General features: G+C 67.5%; 16 protein-coding genes and 1 pseudogene. 6 read left to right on the top strand and 11 right to left on the bottom strand.

Features of this window, described 5'->3' with window-relative positions:
* Nucleotides 1-145 precede the first annotated feature (145 nt).
* The 4 genes and pseudogenes from ACSURM_RS38415 to ACSURM_RS38400 all read left to right on the top strand — a co-directional run.
* A pseudogene (locus ACSURM_RS38415) lies at nt 146-340 on the top strand (transposase); the annotation flags it as partial.
* A 357-nt stretch (nt 341-697) separates the two neighbouring features.
* Nucleotides 698-1,396 carry a hypothetical protein gene (locus tag ACSURM_RS38410; protein ID WP_436961316.1) on the top strand — a complete coding sequence of 233 codons (699 nt, stop codon included), beginning with the start codon at nt 698-700 and terminating at the stop codon, nt 1,394-1,396.
* Nucleotides 1,384-1,875: a hypothetical protein gene (locus ACSURM_RS38405; RefSeq protein ID WP_436961315.1), complete on the top strand. Its 492-nt coding sequence runs from the start codon at nt 1,384-1,386 to the stop codon at nt 1,873-1,875. Before ACSURM_RS38410 ends, ACSURM_RS38405 begins: the two co-directional genes overlap by 13 nt.
* A gap of 149 nt (nt 1,876-2,024) precedes the next feature.
* Entirely contained in the window at nt 2,025-2,162 is a 138-nt protein-coding gene (locus ACSURM_RS38400; protein WP_436961314.1) for a hypothetical protein, read from the top strand.
* A 66-nt stretch (nt 2,163-2,228) separates the two neighbouring features.
* Here the strand turns inward: ACSURM_RS38400 and ACSURM_RS38395 are convergent, their stop codons facing one another.
* From ACSURM_RS38395 to lxmK, 9 genes are all read right to left on the bottom strand, one after another.
* A complete protein-coding gene (locus ACSURM_RS38395; protein WP_436961313.1) occupies nt 2,229-3,281 on the bottom strand; it encodes a methyltransferase in 1,053 nt (350 codons plus the stop codon).
* 24 nt (nt 3,282-3,305) lie between these two features.
* Complete coding sequence (locus tag ACSURM_RS38390; RefSeq protein ID WP_436961312.1) at nt 3,306-5,849, bottom strand: insulinase family protein; 2,544 nt, start codon at nt 5,847-5,849, stop codon at nt 3,306-3,308.
* Nucleotides 5,850-5,958: 109 nt separating this feature from the next.
* Nucleotides 5,959-6,852 carry a hypothetical protein gene (locus ACSURM_RS38385; protein WP_436961311.1) on the bottom strand — a complete coding sequence of 298 codons (894 nt, stop codon included), beginning with the start codon at nt 6,850-6,852 and terminating at the stop codon, nt 5,959-5,961.
* Nucleotides 6,849-7,445, bottom strand: coding sequence for a flavoprotein (locus ACSURM_RS38380; protein ID WP_436961310.1), 597 nt, complete (start codon nt 7,443-7,445; stop codon nt 6,849-6,851). Before ACSURM_RS38380 ends, ACSURM_RS38385 begins: the two co-directional genes overlap by 4 nt.
* Nucleotides 7,442-8,404 carry an LLM class flavin-dependent oxidoreductase gene (locus ACSURM_RS38375; protein ID WP_436961309.1) on the bottom strand — a complete coding sequence of 321 codons (963 nt, stop codon included), beginning with the start codon at nt 8,402-8,404 and terminating at the stop codon, nt 7,442-7,444. Before ACSURM_RS38375 ends, ACSURM_RS38380 begins: the two co-directional genes overlap by 4 nt.
* Before the next feature lie 211 nt (nt 8,405-8,615).
* Nucleotides 8,616-8,810, bottom strand: coding sequence for a hypothetical protein (locus tag ACSURM_RS38370; protein ID WP_436961308.1), 195 nt, complete (start codon nt 8,808-8,810; stop codon nt 8,616-8,618).
* A gap of 73 nt (nt 8,811-8,883) precedes the next feature.
* Nucleotides 8,884-9,093, bottom strand: a complete 210-nt coding sequence (locus ACSURM_RS38365) for an LxmA leader domain family RiPP (protein WP_436961307.1) — start codon at nt 9,091-9,093, stop codon at nt 8,884-8,886.
* A gap of 95 nt (nt 9,094-9,188) precedes the next feature.
* Entirely contained in the window at nt 9,189-10,154 is a 966-nt protein-coding gene (locus ACSURM_RS38360; RefSeq protein WP_436961306.1) for a T3SS effector HopA1 family protein, read from the bottom strand.
* Nucleotides 10,151-11,248 (bottom strand): class V lanthionine synthetase subunit LxmK, encoded by a 1,098-nt coding sequence (gene lxmK / locus ACSURM_RS38355; RefSeq protein WP_436961305.1) that lies wholly within the window; start codon nt 11,246-11,248, stop codon nt 10,151-10,153. Before lxmK ends, ACSURM_RS38360 begins: the two co-directional genes overlap by 4 nt.
* 206 nt (nt 11,249-11,454) lie before the next feature.
* On the opposite strand from lxmK, the gene ACSURM_RS38350 reads away from it, so the two are divergent.
* Nucleotides 11,455-13,191, top strand: coding sequence for an ABC transporter ATP-binding protein (locus ACSURM_RS38350; RefSeq protein WP_436961304.1), 1,737 nt, complete (start codon nt 11,455-11,457; stop codon nt 13,189-13,191).
* On the top strand, nt 13,188-15,095 hold the full coding sequence (locus tag ACSURM_RS38345; protein WP_436961303.1) for an ABC transporter ATP-binding protein: 1,908 nt from the start codon (nt 13,188-13,190) through the stop codon (nt 15,093-15,095). The genes ACSURM_RS38350 and ACSURM_RS38345 overlap by 4 nt, the downstream gene beginning before the upstream one ends.
* A gap of 46 nt (nt 15,096-15,141) precedes the next feature.
* Here the strand turns inward: ACSURM_RS38345 and ACSURM_RS38340 are convergent, their stop codons facing one another.
* Both ACSURM_RS38340 and ACSURM_RS38335 read right to left on the bottom strand, forming a co-directional pair.
* Nucleotides 15,142-15,423, bottom strand: coding sequence for a transcriptional regulator (locus tag ACSURM_RS38340; RefSeq protein WP_436961302.1), 282 nt, complete (start codon nt 15,421-15,423; stop codon nt 15,142-15,144).
* A gap of 65 nt (nt 15,424-15,488) precedes the next feature.
* Complete coding sequence (locus ACSURM_RS38335; protein WP_436961301.1) at nt 15,489-16,001, bottom strand: hypothetical protein; 513 nt, start codon at nt 15,999-16,001, stop codon at nt 15,489-15,491.
* Between the last annotated feature and the right edge of the window lie 18 nt (nt 16,002-16,019).

The raw sequence follows: 16,019 nt of genomic DNA, 5'->3' as shown, positions 1-16,019 counted from the left end.
TCTACGCCCTGGTATCCGGGTGTGCCTGGCGTGCGTTGCCGCCGTGCTTTGGCATCTCGAAGTCGACCGCACACCGCCCATGTGAGGGCGAAAAAGGGGGCGAACACACAGGTCCGACCCCCGTGGATCGGGGCAAGCCGGGTTCCAAATCGCCCGCAAGGGCATCGAGTCCGGCGAGCGCCTAGGGCGACGCCGCTGGGTCATCGAGCGCACCGTATCGTGGCTGTCCGACTACCGGCGGCTCAGCCCACGCTATGAACGCGATCCCCGCAGCTACCTGGCCTTCCTCGGTCTTGCCCCGCCCTCTGCTGCTACGTATTCCGTCACCATCTCCGTGTAGCCAGACCCTCCCTCGGAGGACACGCGGCCGACGCCTTGCACGTTTCCTGCCGGTGGGGCGGAGGCCGACTGGCTCCCGCCTGTACCACCAGCAGCTCGGCCAAGGCGGGCGCGAGCGGCGCCTCCGCTGGGACCGTCGCTCTGGCTACGGCTGCTGTCGGGCGAGACGGCGACCTGGCCGGGGCGAGCGCCGGGGACGGCGGCGACCTGGCGCGGGCAGCTTCGAGCGGACAAGACGGCGGGCAGAACCTCAGTTTCCCCTCAGAAGATCCACGGAATCTTCAGTTCCGACATGCCCCTGCCATACGGTTCAGCGTAATCGGCCGCTTACAGAGCGGTTCCATCGGATAGGCGTACCGTGACAATTTCAGCACGCCGCACCATCCTCGTCCCCGCGACAGCGCTTCTGCTGGCCACGGCCTTAGCCGGGCCGGCACTCGCGGACGACGAGACACCCGTACCCACGTCTTCAACGTCGGCCCCGCTCGGCAACGACGTCATCAACACATCTCCGCCCGAGCAGCCTGAGGAAGACGACCTCACGGAGGTGCCGGCGAACGAAGTGGATACGGAGCCGGACGAGCCTTCGGCCAAGCCGCCGCTTCCCGGCGACGTACCGGCGGGCGTCGACTGCACTCCCGCGCATGGCGTCTACATACCTACCAAGCAGGGCCGCCAGTATCACCGCGCGGTGGGACCGCCCAACGCGAACTACAACGGCACGTCCCGGACCGCCAGGTCGACGTTCACGTCCGAGGTCACGGGAGAGGTGGGCGTCTCCGTCACGGGCAAGCTGGAGACGTCCGTCGGGACGCTGCTCGCCAGGGTCAAGGCCAAGTACGAGGTGACCGTGTCCGCCAAGCTCACGGCCAAGTTGGGCAACTCCATCTCGGTGGACACACCGTCACACAAGACCACCCACGCCGTGTACGGGGTCTGGCGGCTCAAGCACACAGGCAAGAGCTACTGGCTGCGCGGCAACTGCACCACAACGCCGGAACAGACCGTGACCAGCTACTCCCCTTACCGCGTAGGCTGGTATCTGTGGGAAAGCTGACCCCCCTCGCAGCCGCGACCGCGCTGGCCGCCGTAGCCGTTCTCGCCGTTGGCTGCAGCGGCGATGACAGCGACGCGCCCGACGCCAGCCGCAAGGGGCCCGTTCGCCCCTCCTCCTCATCGGCGCGCACACCAGCCCCTGACCGTGCCGAGAACATCCCTGGTGAAGCCGTGACCAAGGCCCCGGTCCTGCCGGACGGCGAAGTCGTCGCACAGGCTGTGAATGCCAGCGGCAACCGGGAGTTGGAGGTGAAAGGCGGCTTCAAGAGCGGTCCCCTCGCGGTTCTGGTGAACTGCAAGGGCCAAGGCGAGCTGACTGTCGAGGTCAAACCGGTCGGGTTGAGCTTCCCGCTGAAGTGTGTGGCCGGGGAAGTCAGCAGCACCTACAACCAGATGGACCTGAAGAAGACCCGCGAGCAGGGGACGGTGAGCGTGACCGCGCCGTCCACTGTCCGATGGGCGATCACCGTCGGTCACTAGGCTCGGTGCTTCCTGGTGGTCCGCCGCGGTGTCGGTGGACCACCAGGCTTTCATCCTTGGCTGTGGCCCGGAACGGCGCAGCAGAGCGGACGCGAAGAGTGCGCCGGCCCGCGGAGCCTGTCCGGTGCCGTTGTCCATCGTTGGTGCCGGTGGCCCTCGGGCCGGCGATCGACGTGCTGGCCGCCGGGCGGATCGGGATTCCCTCGCTCCGCGTGAGCGGCGGCGAGCCGGTCATCGAGGCGGTCATCGCCGTGGCGACCGGCTTTTCCACCAGCGGAACCCATTGATCCATCTCGGGTACGGCCGCTGGCGTCTCCCTTACTTGTGCGCGGTTTTCGTGGGTGGCCCAGAATTCAGGAAGCGGTGAGTTCCATAAGGACCCGCGGTCCGGTGGAAGGTCCGCGCCACCTGATTTTCAGTCCAGCCTTGCTGCATAGTCTCTCCACCTCCTCCACCGGGCGCGAGGGGGCCGGCATCAATGATCGGTACTGGAGTTCGACAGCTGGCCCACTCGCAGGCAGGGCCACGTCGGCGAGCAAAATCTTGCCCTCCGCGCCGGCGGCTTCCCGACAGCGTTCGAGGATGCGGACGGAGTCGTCGTCGTTCCAGTCCGCGAGGATCCCGGAGAGCAAGTAGACATCGTGTCCCGGCGGAAGGGGATCGAAGAAGCTGCCGACCACTGCTTCGGCGCGGTCCGCCAGGTCACTGCGCGCGAAGCGGGCTGCCGCCTGTTCTGCGACGTTCTTGAGGTCGATGAGCGTCCCCCGCAGGTGCGGATGGTGACGCAACAGCGCCATGAGGATGGCACCGAGATGCCCGCCAACGTCCATCACGGTGCGGACCTGGCTCCAGTCGTAGTCGGTGATGATGAGTTGCGCCCCGTAGGGGGGCAACTGGTCTTGAGCTGCGTCGGCAGCACGAGCCTGTTCGGCCCACTCCTCGACGTACGCCGGGTCGTTATTGATTTCGTCCCAGTAGCTGCCTTGGGCGGGTTCTCCCGTCCGTATGGTGTGGTCGAGGTAGACCAGGGACCGTGTGCCACGGCCGATCATGCTGTCGTTGCGGAGTATCTGCCGCACACTGAAGGGGTGGCTCGACAACAGCGGCTCCCCGAGCGGGGTCAGGGCGTAGTGCATGCCGTCGCCCGTGGCCACCAGACCGATGTCGGCCAGATAGCGCAGGAGAGAGTCGGTCACGTCAGGCTGCGTTCCCGCGCGCCCCGCAAGAGCTGCAGACGTGGTGGCTCCGGCCTGGAGGTGATCGGCGAGACCAAGTGTTGCGGTTGCTCGGATGGCGGCCGGAGTCAGTAGTTCCGCCATGGACAGCAGTTTCTGGTAGGGCTGGGGCTCTTCCATTGTTCGCGCCTCACTGTTGGGTTTTCTCAAAGTCCGTTCCTTCTGCTCCACCACTCATGTCTGGGGGAGCCCGACTCAGTCACTGCGAAAGGCCAACTTGCCCAGCGGTGCGGTACCCGCAGCATGTGCGAGCTCGATATGGTGTACGGCCGCATACATGGCCGGCCGGTACAGACGCGCGATGGCGTCGGAGACCCGGGCCGGGGATACGGTCCGGAGGCGGCCAGAGAAGTCGGCGATCGTTGATGCATACCAACCCGAGGTCCCGAAGCGCACCAAGGCGTCAGCCAGGGCCGAAGGGGAGTCGAACACGGCCAGCATCTGTGCGGCACAGAAATTGGCCGCTCGCCTGACCTCCGACGCATCCGAACCATCGGCGAGCTGGTTCGTCACCGCCCGTAGCTCTGTCAGGAGTCGATCCGATTCTGTGCCAGGCGCGTATACGCGGACCCAGGCACGTGGCAGTCCGAGGAAGACATCATGTCCGACACGGAAGTCGCAGTTGGGCGGTATGTCGCCTCCAAGCTGCCCCAACGCCTTGGGCATGTGTGTACGGAGGCGCAGCCCCAGTACGGCCGCCGCCAGATAGCGTGCGGCCTCGTCCTCGCCTGCCTCGAACCCGGGAGCGCACAGGAGCGTCCGGGTGGCGGAAAGTCCGCCCTCGGATCCGCTGTGCGGCTCCTGGCAGATCACGGCCGCGGCCTCCCACTCCGTGGCAAGCCGGTGGTCCGCGGCAGGAAAGCCCTGCGCGTTGCCGTGGACGCGCAGGATGTCCAGCACCTGTGCTGCGCAGACCGGGCCCACGACCGTCAGGCAGCCCGGACCGGCCGTGAGCGGAACCTGGGCCGTCGCAGCGGAAGGCCGTCGCCACAGGGTCGCGCACAGCAACGCGTCCATCGCTTCGTCCGGCGTTCCACTGGACGAAACCACACCCGGCGTCTCTCTCCCTGGCGGGAGGGACGCCGCGTCGAGCGCCGTGATCAGTTCGGCCAGTGCGTGGAGCAGCCAGACCAAGGCCGCCATGGAGACGTAACCGGTGACTTCGACCCACAGACTGTCCGGGGAGCGTCGGATCACGAGACTTCCCGGCTCGGCCGCCCGGTGCGCTTCGGCGTCACGTGGCCAGAGTGAGCGCACGAGCGTGTCGACCGCTGTCGGGTTGAGGAGACCAGCCGAGCCGAGTGGTATCCGTAGTCGAATTTCAGCGAGCGGGGTGCGGTGGTCTTCGACCACCGACACGAGCAGCCCTGTGTCGAGGACCTCGCTCGTGGCGGACGGAAGCACAGGTTTGCTCAGCGCGCCGTGCAGGAAAGCGGGCCGCGGACGTCGCGACGCCGTGGGAGGGATTACGGCGGCCGCCGCCTGTGCGTGTCGTGGGCGGTCCTTCCCGGCATCCTGGCCTGATCCGCCGACCGGACGCGACCGTACTGGTCCGGGCTCGACGACCAGCACCGCGCAGGGCGTCTTTCGGAGGTTGTCCGCCGCTTCGACCACCTGTGAAGGTGTCACGGTGCCCAGTCGTCCGGGTATCTCGTCGACCAGCTCCGCTCTGCCGAACAGCTGCTCAAGGCGCCCTAGGGCACGGCAGCGCGCCGTCAGGTCGCCATGGGTGCGTGTATGTTCGGAGGCGAGGCGTAGAAGCGTCTGCGCTAGGACGGGCTTCAGGGCGTCCGGGTCGGCCGGGAGGGCGTGCGTGACCGCCTCGACGAACCGTTCCGGGGACACCCCGTTCGGCAACACGCTCGTCGTGATAAGGGCATCGGGACTCAGCGCGTCAAACGGTCCGAAGAATCCGCAACCGCTGCTTACTCTCAGGGCCTGGCCCGGAGCAACGCGTACCCCTTGGTCTGCGACGATGCGCGCCACGACCGTCGTGGCCAGGTAGCGGTCCAAGTCAACATCGGGGCCGGGAAGCCGGTGCCCTAGGGCGGTGACCGTGGCCGGGATCTGGGGTTGGGTGCAGCGCAGCCACCGGCCCTGGCCGTCCGTGTCCTCGGCCAGTTCCGGCCGCGGCGGGACGGGGCGGGCTGCTACGTCACCGAAGTGGCGTGTGATGAGAGCGAGTGCCGTGTCCGGGTCGAAGCCACCGACCAGGGTGAGCACGGCGTTGCCGGGCACGTAGTGCCGGTGGAAGAACCTGGCGCAGTCGGCCTGTGTGACGCCTCGCAGCCGGGTGATGTCGCCGAATCCGTCGTGCGCATTGGCGTGCCGGTCGAAGAGGACGCGCGGGAGCAGCGGCCAGGGAAAGTCACCCAGGGGCCGGTCGAGGACGCGGTCACTGATCTCCTGTCCCACTCCGACCAGTTGCTCAGCCAGCACAGCGTCGCTGAGAAGGGGGGCCCGCATGCGGTCGGCGTCGGCGAACAGGGCGGCTTCCAGTGCCGCTGAGGGCACAGTCTGGTAGTAGTCCGTGTAGTCCTGGTGTGTCGTTCCGTTCGCCTCGCCGCCCAGCGGGTGGATGTGCTCGTAGAAGTGTCCGGGCGGCAGGTTCTCGCTACCGCGGAACATCAGGTGCTCGAAGAGGTGGGCCAGGCCTTCCTGACCGGGCTGCTCCGAGCGGAAGCCCACACCGTACGTGACACAGATCGAGACCCGGGGCATGCCGACGACGGGGTTCATCAACACCCGAAGTCCGTTGGAAAGTTCTGCGCGCAGCAGCCTGGGGACCGTCGCTTGTTCCGGCGCTCGTCTCCGCGTCGTCGTCACTGTTTGCGTCACCGCGTTTTCGTCACAGGGAGATGAGGTGCGAGAGGAAGCTCGCGTACCGACGTATCTCAAGGGGGTTCAGGGCTACGTAGGCGCTGTAGTCGTGCAGGTGCAGTGCGATCCGCAGGGCTGCCGCCCGGTTCCAGTGGGTGCCGAGATCCCGTCCGTAGCCCTCGAACAGTGCGTTGAGCACGGCTTGCCACTGGGAGTGGCTGGCACCGTGGTGCCAGGCCAGTTCGACGATCTCGCCGACCAGCCAGCCGAGGTCGGCGTACCAGGGAGCGACACAGAGATTCTCCCCTGTCAGCAGCTCGACCTGGTGGTCCGGTCCGGCGTGGATGACCGAGCCGAGTGTGGGTGCTCCGTGGGAGACGACCGCCGGCTGGCTGTCGGCCAGGTCAAGCCACCGCTGCATCAGTTGCCAGTTGTCCGAGCCCAGCTCGGTGCGCAGCAGTTCTCTCGCAGTGGTGGCCTGGCCGTTCGCGGGCCGGCCCGACCACCATGCCGTCAGTCTGGACATACCCGCTGAGCCGGCGGGCAGATCACTGTGAGCGGCCAGGTGTTCCGGCAGCGAGTGGAGCCGGGCGAGCAGACCTCCGACGGCGTGCAGAACGCTGTCGAGTCCTTCGCCCGGGCCTTCCCGTAAAGCCCGTTCGGCCACCGAGGTGTCGTCGCCCACGTGGTAGACACGCGTTTGATCCTGTGTGTTTCCCAGGACGAAGCGGCCCACCCCGTCCTGCGGCAGGCCCGTGATCGCTTCCTCCAGGACCGGCGGCACGAGCGTGAACGGACAGGGCGCAGACGGGCCAGGTGCCCGGCGCCACAGGTACCCTCCCGTGCCTTTGGCGTGCACCTCGGTGGACAGCAGGCCGGTGCCGTAGCGGCGTATGTACTGGGTTGGGGCGTAGACGGTCATCGCAGCCGCTCGATGGCCCGCAGGGTGTCCGGCAGCATGGCCGGCGTCCACGCCTCTTGACGACCCGTCGCCCTGCTGAGGCCCTGGAGGGGGGTGAGGACCTCCGTGTTGGGTCGGGCCTTGAGGGCAGTGACGTGAGCGACACACGCGGGGCTCTGCCATCCCCCCGGGGGCAGCCCGGGCGCCACGACCACAGGAGCGGTTGTGCACTGTGCTGCCAGCAGCGCGGGGGTGTCGGCCAGGCCGAGGGCCAGTCGGGCCAGGAACTGGAAAGAGGCCGGATAGACCAGGACGGCCTGGGCCCACTCACCCCATTCGACGTGCAGGGCGTGAGTGTCCTCCCCGGGCCAGGTGTCCGTGCAGACTTCACGGCCGCCCGGTCCTGTGGACAGGGCGGTCCTGGTGACGAACCTCCCGGCACTGGGGGTGACAACGACCTTGATCTCCAGATCGGGGTAGGTCATGCCCAGCCAGTTCAGCCAGAACGGCATGTGCGCGGCCGACACCGAACCGGTGATCACCAGCAGCAGGCGCTCGATACCGAGCGCTGGGGCACCGCCTGTCTCAGGAGAGCCGGGAAGCGGAGTGGTCATCGTGCTGCCTCTCGGACAATCTCGTCGAGTTCGGCGAGGGTGGGCTGCAGTCCGTGCAGTTGGTGGACGCCGGACAGGTTCACCACGACCTCGTCGACGCCTGCGGCCCAGAAGTCACGGATCTGGTCGGCCAGCTCTGTGGTCGATCCGTACAGGAAGGCACCGCCCGCGACCAGCGCTTTCGCTCCGTCCTCAACATTCCCCGGGTCGGTGTCGACTCCGGCCCGCCGGAGCATGTCCTGGTAATGGGGGAGTCTCAGGTGCCCGATGTTGCTGGCGAGCGCGGTCCTGGCCGGGTCGCGGTCCGGTCTGCTCACCGCCATGGGAACAATGGCGGTCACGCGGGGTACCGCCCGGCCTTCTGCCTCGGCTCCCTCGCGCAGGGCGGGCAGGACGTGGCTGCGCAGGTAGTCCGCGGGAGTCAACCAGGTGATCGCCACGTCCGCGAGGGCTCCGGCCACCCGTGCCATGCCGGGGCGCAGCACCCCAAGACCCACTTCGACGGGGGGCGTCGGCAGAGTGGACAGCATGGTGCGCACCGAGAAATACTCGCCCTGCTCCTCGACCAAATCTCCATCCAGCAGCTTGCGCACCACTCGCACGTACTCCCGAACGGCAGTGAGCTGGCTGGCGTAGGGGGCGCCGAGCAGGCCCTGTTGGAACGACTTGGCCGCAGGGCCGAGGCCGGCGACCACCGGGTGTCCGCTCACCGCCGCAAGAGAGCGGGCCTGCATGGCCGCGTCGTAGGGATGCCGAAGCGGCATCAGCGTGACTCCGGTTCCGATCGGCACCCGGAATCCGGCGCCTGCGGCGAAGGAAAACGATTGGTACGGGTCCACCAGCGTTCCCTGGCCCTGCCACAGCCGGTGCGCAGGGCTCCACTGGACGTAGGCGGCGAACGGCACAATCTGTTCCGGACGGTGCGGAACGAAGGGGACGAGGACGGATAGTGTGGCCACGGGCGTACTCCCAGGTAGTCTGGCACTGCGACACGATCCGCCGCATGGGACCTCGGGTCCGCGCCGGTCAGGCAGTCGCGCAAGAGCCGCCGCAGCGGGTGCCGCTTCTCTCGGCACCCGCTGCGGCTTCTTCGTATGCCGCAGTTCATGCGATCAGTCAAACGTCCTGTGACTGTCGTACGTCAGCGGTCGAGGCCGGCAGTTCGTGCGCTCAGCAGCCGTCGCTGATGGTCGCCGAAATGACGGTGGCGCTGGCGTAGCTGGCCGCGGCGCTCTCGATGGCGCTGATGATGCACGCCGGCGAGGTGGCCGGAGCGTCGGACATCGCATCGACGTTCATGCCCTCGATGCTGACGTAGGCGCCGTAGCCGGCGACCAGGTCCATGGCAGCCTTGTGCTGGGACATGGCGGTACTCACTCTCCCTTTTCTCTTGGGCCCGTTGACCGGGCGTTTCTGCCTGTCAGGTGACAGGCAGAGGTCAGCAGCCCTCGCTGATCGTGCCGGAGACCAGGCTGGCGGCGGCCGACGCGGTGGCGGCGCAGCCGGCCGAGCTCTCGAGGCTGACCACGGTGACGCAGACCCACGTGGTCGCGGGGGCGTCGGAGGCGGCGGAAGCGGTGAGCTCCGCGGTGTCGGCGTAGGCGCCGTAGCCGGCGACCAGGTCCATGGCGATGGCGTGGTTGTTCATGAAAACCCCTTATGACTGAGGTGACGCTGCTGGTTGGCAAGACGCCGATTTGGGATGAAAACAGGGAGTGCGTGCTTTCACTCCCTGCAACCGCCTCAACTCGGCAAGTCAGTGTTCTCCGCGGGGTCGGTCGCCGAGATACCGGCTTCCGCGAAGTGCCGCAGAACGATCTCTTCCAGGTTCCCGGAGGTCTTGCGCTGCTCGATCAGGGCTTGTGCGAGGACACCTGCCCGGTGCTGCCCGAAGCTGAGGCCGCGCATGCCGGGCCTCTGGTCCGCGGGCTCCCAGGCCGCTGCGATCCCCGGCGCAAGCGGCCGGGCGAACAGCGAGACGCCGTCCCCGAGCGCAGGCTGTCCACGCAGGGCCTGAGCCAGATCATGGGCCAAGTCCCAGGAACCGTGCCGCAGATAGACGACCAGCGCGTCGCGCCGAGGGTACAGCGGCCGGGCCGAGAGCACCTTCGCCCGGTAGTTCGCGTGCCGTCCCTCCAGGAAGTGGAGTGCGTCCGACCAGACGCCGATGGCTCCCTCCGCATCCGTCAGATGCAGGTACACACGCAGGAGCGCGCCGGGCCCCCGCTCGACCGGCCGCGCTCCGTCCACCAGGAAGAATCCCGGGGACAGGGCGGGCCGCGCGGCCGTGACGGCCACGGTCACCTTCTGGTCGAGCGCGAACGGCCCGTCGTCCTGTACGTCCGCCAGCGGCATCCACACCCGGACGCCCTCGCGTTCCACCAGAATGCGGCTGTCGCCATCCGCCGGCACCGCGCGGACCGGCACCAACCGGGTCGTCGTCCGGTGCGGGACCCCTGCGGCCAGTTGCTCTTCGAAACGCGGGTCACGCAAGTGGTAGGGAACGGCGCCCGGCTCCTTCTCCACCATGCCGGCGTGCAGTTCCTCGTAGAGCGTGGTCGACAGCGCACGCTGTAGTTCACGGGGGTGTTCAGCGGTGAGCTCCCGGTCCCCCACGCGCGCGGCCATGAGGTCCTCGCTCACCCATGTCCGCCGCACCGCCTCGGTCAGGCGGTCGGGCAGGGTAGCGGTCTGTGTTGCGGTGGTCATGGCGTCACCGTCATTTCCATTCCAAGGGCCGGGGCGAACTTCGCGGGGTGGAGCAAGGCGTTGCGTCCCACACCGGCTGCGGCCCGTTCGATGCCGGACAGCCGGGCGCTCCTGACCGCACCGGCGATGAGCCGGTCGAGGGCGTGCCAGCCCGCGAACGCGGTGGCCCGTTCCCACAGTTCCGGGTCGGTGTGCGGGTGGACCTCTCGGTAGCCTCGGCAGAAGTTCTCGATGCGCGGCCGGAGTCGTTCCAGCTTTTCGGCGCCGCGGGACACGATGAGGTCATGGCTCAGTTCGAAGTCGACGAGACCTTCGTCGCCGCGATGGGTCATGATGTCCAGAACCGACCTGTAAAGCCACTCTCCGGCAAAACTTCCGATGTCCCGCGCGGCATCGGCCAGGCGAAATTCCTCCCAGTCGGCGATGAATAAATCATCACCCCTGATCAGGAATTGGTCAACCCTCAGGTCGCAATGGGAGGGAACTTTTTCCGCCTTCTGCTCCAGTATGAGCAGTGAGTCAATTCCCTGAGCCAGTTCACCGTCGCGCTGCATAAGGGAAAAAACCGAAAGCTGGCCGAAGCTGGACTGTTCGAACAGGCTCTGTGAGATTCCGCGAAGCAATTCCCGGGAAGGTAACGGCGGCACTCCTCGGTGAAGCTTCATACCGTCGTGGCCCGACGCGTGGAGCTGGCCGACGGCCCGCCCCGCAGTGTGCGCCAAGACATCGTCGAAGGTCTCGTCGACCATGAGCTTCGCCCCGCTGCTGGCATCATCCACCGCCTCGAAGACGACGAGCCGCGCCGGTTCGTCATGGCCGAGCAGACGGGGGTACCGCAGTTCTCCGGCGGGGATCCGGTCGGCGAATTCCTGGAAGTCCAGGAGTCGGCGCAGCCGCGCTCCGGTGTCGTCGGTGCCGCCGCGCAGGTGCTTGACGAACACCCGCGCGCCGTTCGTCGTCCTGCCGAGCCAGGCCTCGTTGCGTCCCGGGCGCGAGGTGACCGAGTCCCGCTCGAAGCCCCCCAGCCCCAGACGACCGAGAAGTTCGTCCACCTCGGGGAACGCACTCAAGTCCTGCGCGGCAATAGAACTCATGCGTATGTCCCCCCGAATGCGACTGTCTTCCTCGGCTCGACAACGATCATGCACGGGTCCACCGTCGAATGCCAGGGATTCGCATGACATCCGACTGCCAGACAGTGACATCCGAATGCCAGGGTGTTGGCAGTCGACCGCCAAGACGGATGACCCAAGTCGCGTACAGTCAGGAACGCCGATAACATACGCAGAGGGAAGAAGTAATGCTGCGCCATATTCTCCACAGGCAGCTGCGACATCACCGCGGCCGACTCTCACTGCTCGCCCTATTGCAATGCATACAGACTGCAGCGTCCCTTTATCTGCCGGACGTCAATGCGGCCGTCATCGACGACGGGCTGCTCGCCGGCGACACCCTGGAGATATGGCGGTTGGGCGGGGTGATGGGCGCGGTTACCCTGCTCCAGGCCCTGTGCGCGCTCAGCGCCCTGTACCTGGGTTCCCAACTGGCGACAGACGTGGGACGTGCGCTGCGGGAGGATCTTTTCAAGCATGTGCTCACTCTCTCCGCACAGGAATCGAGCCGGTTCGGCGTGGCGTCGCTGATCACCCGGACCACCAACGATGTGCAGCAGGTTCAGGCGCTCGTCGTCCTGGGAACGACCATGCTCGTGCCGGCACCACTCATGTGTGTCGGCGGTGTGGTGATGGCACTCGACCAGGATGTGCCGCTGTCGTCGCTGCTTCTGATCAGCGTGCCCGTTCTCGGGATGGCGGCGATGCTGATCAGCCAGCGTATGCGCGGTGTCTACCGAGGGCTGCAGGACCGTGTCGACGAGGTCAACCGTGTGCTGCGGGAACAGATCGCAGGTGTCCGTACCATACGGGCCTTCACGCGTGACGCCGATGAGCGGCAGCGGTTCGGCCGGGCGAGCGCGGACCTGCGTGAGGTGTCCCTGCGCGCCGGGAGGCTGGCCGCGCTCATGCTTCCTGTCGTGATGCTGATCGCGAACCTGTCCTCCGTGGCTGTCGTGTGGTTCGGCGGCCACCGGATCGACGACGGTGATCTGCGGATCGGCGCGCTCACGGCGTTCCTGGGCTATCTGGGCCAGATACTGGGGTCGATCATGATGGCCACGCTCATCTTCATGCTCCTGCCCCGGGCGGAGGTCAGCGCCGAGCGGATACAAGAGGTGTTCGCCGCACGGCCCGCCGCCCGGCCGGGGGATGTCTCCGGGCGCGGCGACCAGACGCCGGACGGGGACAGGCTGCTGGAGATCCGCGCTGCCGGATACCGGTATCCGGGCGCCCAGGAACCCGTCCTGAGAAACCTGGACCTGCGGGTCGGAGCCGGTGAAGTCACCGCAGTGGTGGGCTCGACGGGCAGCGGGAAGTCCACGCTCCTCGGGCTCGTGGCTCGACTGTACGACGCCACGACAGGGTCGGTTGAGGTAAACGGCATGGATGTAAGGGACTTGGCCCCCCGCTCCCTGGCCCGTCTGATCGGCTACGTCCCCCAGCAGCCGTATCTCTTCTCAGGCACGATCGCCTCGAACCTCCGCTACGGCAACCCGGAGGCGAGCGACACGGAACTGTGGGACGCCCTGGAGGTCGCTCAGGCCAAGACTTTCGTCACGGAACTGGGATTGGACGCCACCGTCGCACAGGGCGGGGCCAATCTTTCCGGTGGTCAGCGCCAGCGCCTCGCGATCGCCCGCGCCCTGGTGCCTCGTCCCAGGATCTTCCTCTTCGACGACACCTTCGCTTCCTTGGACTACACCACCGCCAAGCGGCTGCGGGGTGCCCTCACCGAGGAAACCGCCGATGCGGCCGTCGTCATCACTACTCAGCAGATCTCGACGGTCCGGCACGCCGACCGGATCGTACTTCTCGACCAAGGAGCCGTCGTGGGCAGCGGAACCCACCCGGAGCTGATGCGCTCCTGCGAGGCCTACCGGCAGCTGGCGCTGTCCCAGTCCGAAGAAGAGGCCGTCGCGTGAGCGCGCGGGCACCCCGGTCGAAGGCGACCGCCACGGCTCTTGGAAGCGCAGCACGCCAACTGTGGGAAGTCCTGCGGCCGCAGCGGACGCTCGTCCTGGCGTCGACGGCCCTCGCTGCGGCGACAGTGGCGCTGTCCGTGCTCGGACCGAAACTGCTGGGCCGGGCCACTGACCTGATCGTCGCCGGAATCATCGGCCGCCAGTTACCTGAAGGCGTCAGCAAGACCGAGGCGGTCGGGGCACTGCGATCCCAGGGGCAGGAGTCTCTGGCGGACATGGTGTCCGCACTGGACGTCGTCCCCGGGCACGGCACCGACTTCCCGGCGATCGGAATCATCCTGCTGTGGACCACCGCGGCCTATGCCGGCCTCGCGGCCATCGGCTGGCTCCAGGCCCGCCTGGTCACCACCATCGTGCAGCACTCCGTCTTCGCGCTGCGTGAACGGATCGCCGACAAGCTGACCCGGCTGCCGGTGGCATATTTCGACCGGACGCCACGCGGCGAGGTACTCAGCCGGACCACCAACGACATCGACAACATCCAGCAGAGTGCGCAGCAGGTGCTGAGCCAGTTGCTGACATCCGTGCTCACGGTGACGGGAGTACTGGCGGCGATGTTCTGGATCTCATGGATCCTCGCACTCGTGGCCCTGAGCGTTGTTCCCGTCTTCGCGCTCATCGTGATGTACGCCGGGCGCAGGGCGCAGCCACAGTTCGTCGCCCAGTGGCAGAGCACCGGCCAGCTCAGCGCCCTTGTCGAGGAGACCTATACCGGACATGCCTTGGTGAAGTTCTATGCCCAGGAGGAGCGAGCGCTGCATCGCTTCCGTGAGGAGAACGCCGCACTGAGCACGGCCGCGTTCAAGGCCCAGGTCGCTTCCGGGGTGATCCAGCCAGCCACTGTCTTCGCCTCCAACGTCAACTACGTCCTGGTGGCCGTCGTCGGCTGTCTCCGCGTGGCGTCCGGCTCGCTCACGCTGGGCGACGTCCAGGCGTTCATCCAGTACGCACGTCAGTTCAGCCAGCCACTGACCCAGATGGCGACACTGACGAGCCTTGTGCAATCCGGAGCGGCATCCGCGCAGCGGGTCCTGGAGTTCTTGGACGAAGAAGAGGAACTCACCAACGCCACACCGCCTGTCTCCCTCCCAGACGCCCGCGGCGGGATCACCTTCGAGGACGTGTCCTTCCGATACAACGACTCCGCCCCGCTCATGGACCGCATCTCCTTCACCGTGGCACCGGGACAGACCGTAGCCGTGGTGGGCCCGTCCGGGGCGGGCAAGACGACGCTGCTCAACCTCCTCATGCGGTTCTACGAACCGGCAAAGGGCCGTGTCATGCTGGACGGCACCGACATCTCCGTCCTGCCCCGCGGGGATCTGCGCTCACAGATGGGTCTGGTGGCCCAAGACCCTTGGTTCTTCGAGGGCAGCATCGCCGACAACATCGCCTACGGCATGCCGGGGGCCTCGCGGGAAGCGGTCGTCAGCGCGGCGAAGGCTGTTCGGGTGGACCACTTCGTCCGTACGCTGCCGGACGGATACGACACCGTGATCGGAGAGCGCGGCCTCGGCCTCAGCTCCGGCGAGAGGCAACTCGTCACCATCGCCCGGGCCTTCCTCTCCGACCCTGCCGTCCTGGTCATGGACGAGGCCACCAGCTCGGTGGACACACGTACCGAACTGCTCGTGCGGGAGGCGCTGACACGGCTGCGCTCCGGCCGTACGTCCGTGATCGTCGCCCACCGGCTCTCGACGGTACGCGACGCCGACCTCATCCTGGTCCTGGACGGGGGCCGTATCGTCGAACAGGGCACGCACGAGGAACTGCTGGCCTCCGGGGGCACGTATGCGGGACTGCACGAAGCCCAGTTCGGTGAAGCGGTGACCGGAACGCGCTGAGCCGCCGCCCGCTGTGCGGACGGCGGCGGTTCAGGCAGGGGTGGTCCTACGTCTCGGCCGTGGGTGTTTCGCCGATCACCGCACCCCGCTGCGCCGCCTGGGAGGCCAGGCCGCGCAGTGCCTCGAGGTGGGCGAGAAGCGCCCGGCGTCCTTCCGGGCTCAGCCGCAGCCAGGTGCGCGGGCGCTTGCCCACGTATCCCTTGCGCACCTCGACGTACTGAGCGGCCTCCAGAGCGCTGACCACCTTGCTCAGCACCGAGTCCGAGATCTGGCATCCCTCCCGCACGGCACGGAACTCCGCCTCGGTACACCCTGAGAGAAACGCCATGACAGCCAGCCGAGTGGGATGGTGAATGCGCTCGTCCAATGCGGGTTGCACCCGTGCCTCTCCCTTCACGGCCTCTGGTCTCCCGCGCGTTCCCGGGTCAGCAGCCACGAGTTGGCCAGGCCGCCGCCGACGCCGCCGGCGATGAAGAGACCCGCCGGCCCGAAGAAGGCGCCCGCTCCCACGGCCACCACGAGCACGACGGCGTAGGTCAGGACCACCTGCCGTCGGCCGGTGTGGCGCGGGAAGGCATGGACGATGCCAGGCTTGTGCTCGAAGCGCTGGGCGAGCACCACATGCGCCGCCACGAACAGGGCACCCACGATGAGCAGGACGACGGGCGACGAGGACACGACCCATCGCAGGCCGATCAGGACGAGGCCGGCGGCCATCAGTCCGCCGTTGACGGCCGGGTACCAGGCGGGCAAGGCGGCACCCGGCCGGGCGGCCGCGTCTCGCGCGGCCTCGGCGACACGCAGCGCGGCAGCGGCGTCGGCGGCCTCGGCGGCGCCGTGATCGGGGGTGTCGTGCATCGGGTCCTCCAGACCATCGGGGTCGGCATCTGTTTGTAATGCTCGCATTTACTTTCCACTCAGGCA

Source organism: Streptomyces sp. SudanB182_2057 (genome assembly GCF_964272715.1).
Taxonomy (GTDB): domain Bacteria; phylum Actinomycetota; class Actinomycetes; order Streptomycetales; family Streptomycetaceae; genus Streptomyces; species Streptomyces rubradiris.
Note: the sequence above shows the minus strand (reverse complement) of the source record. Positions and strands in the feature narration are given on the sequence as shown.

Excerpts from the sequence above, each read along its gene's own strand:
- ACSURM_RS38390 (WP_436961312.1), bottom strand. The coding sequence starts at position 5,849 with ATGAACCCCGTCGTCGGCATGCCCCGGGTCTCGATCTGTGTCACGTAC.
- ACSURM_RS38385 (WP_436961311.1), bottom strand. The coding sequence starts at position 6,852 with ATGACCGTCTACGCCCCAACCCAGTACATACGCCGCTACGGCACCGGC.
- ACSURM_RS38380 (WP_436961310.1), bottom strand. The coding sequence starts at position 7,445 with ATGACCACTCCGCTTCCCGGCTCTCCTGAGACAGGCGGTGCCCCAGCG.
- ACSURM_RS38370 (WP_436961308.1), bottom strand. The coding sequence starts at position 8,810 with ATGTCCCAGCACAAGGCTGCCATGGACCTGGTCGCCGGCTACGGCGCC.
- ACSURM_RS38365 (WP_436961307.1), bottom strand. The coding sequence starts at position 9,093 with ATGAACAACCACGCCATCGCCATGGACCTGGTCGCCGGCTACGGCGCC.
- ACSURM_RS38360 (WP_436961306.1), bottom strand. The coding sequence starts at position 10,154 with ATGACCACCGCAACACAGACCGCTACCCTGCCCGACCGCCTGACCGAG.
- lxmK (WP_436961305.1), bottom strand. The coding sequence starts at position 11,248 with ATGAGTTCTATTGCCGCGCAGGACTTGAGTGCGTTCCCCGAGGTGGAC.
- ACSURM_RS38350 (WP_436961304.1), top strand. The coding sequence starts at position 11,455 with ATGCTGCGCCATATTCTCCACAGGCAGCTGCGACATCACCGCGGCCGA.
- ACSURM_RS38340 (WP_436961302.1), bottom strand. The coding sequence starts at position 15,423 with ATGGCGTTTCTCTCAGGGTGTACCGAGGCGGAGTTCCGTGCCGTGCGG.
- ACSURM_RS38335 (WP_436961301.1), bottom strand. The coding sequence starts at position 16,001 with ATGCGAGCATTACAAACAGATGCCGACCCCGATGGTCTGGAGGACCCG.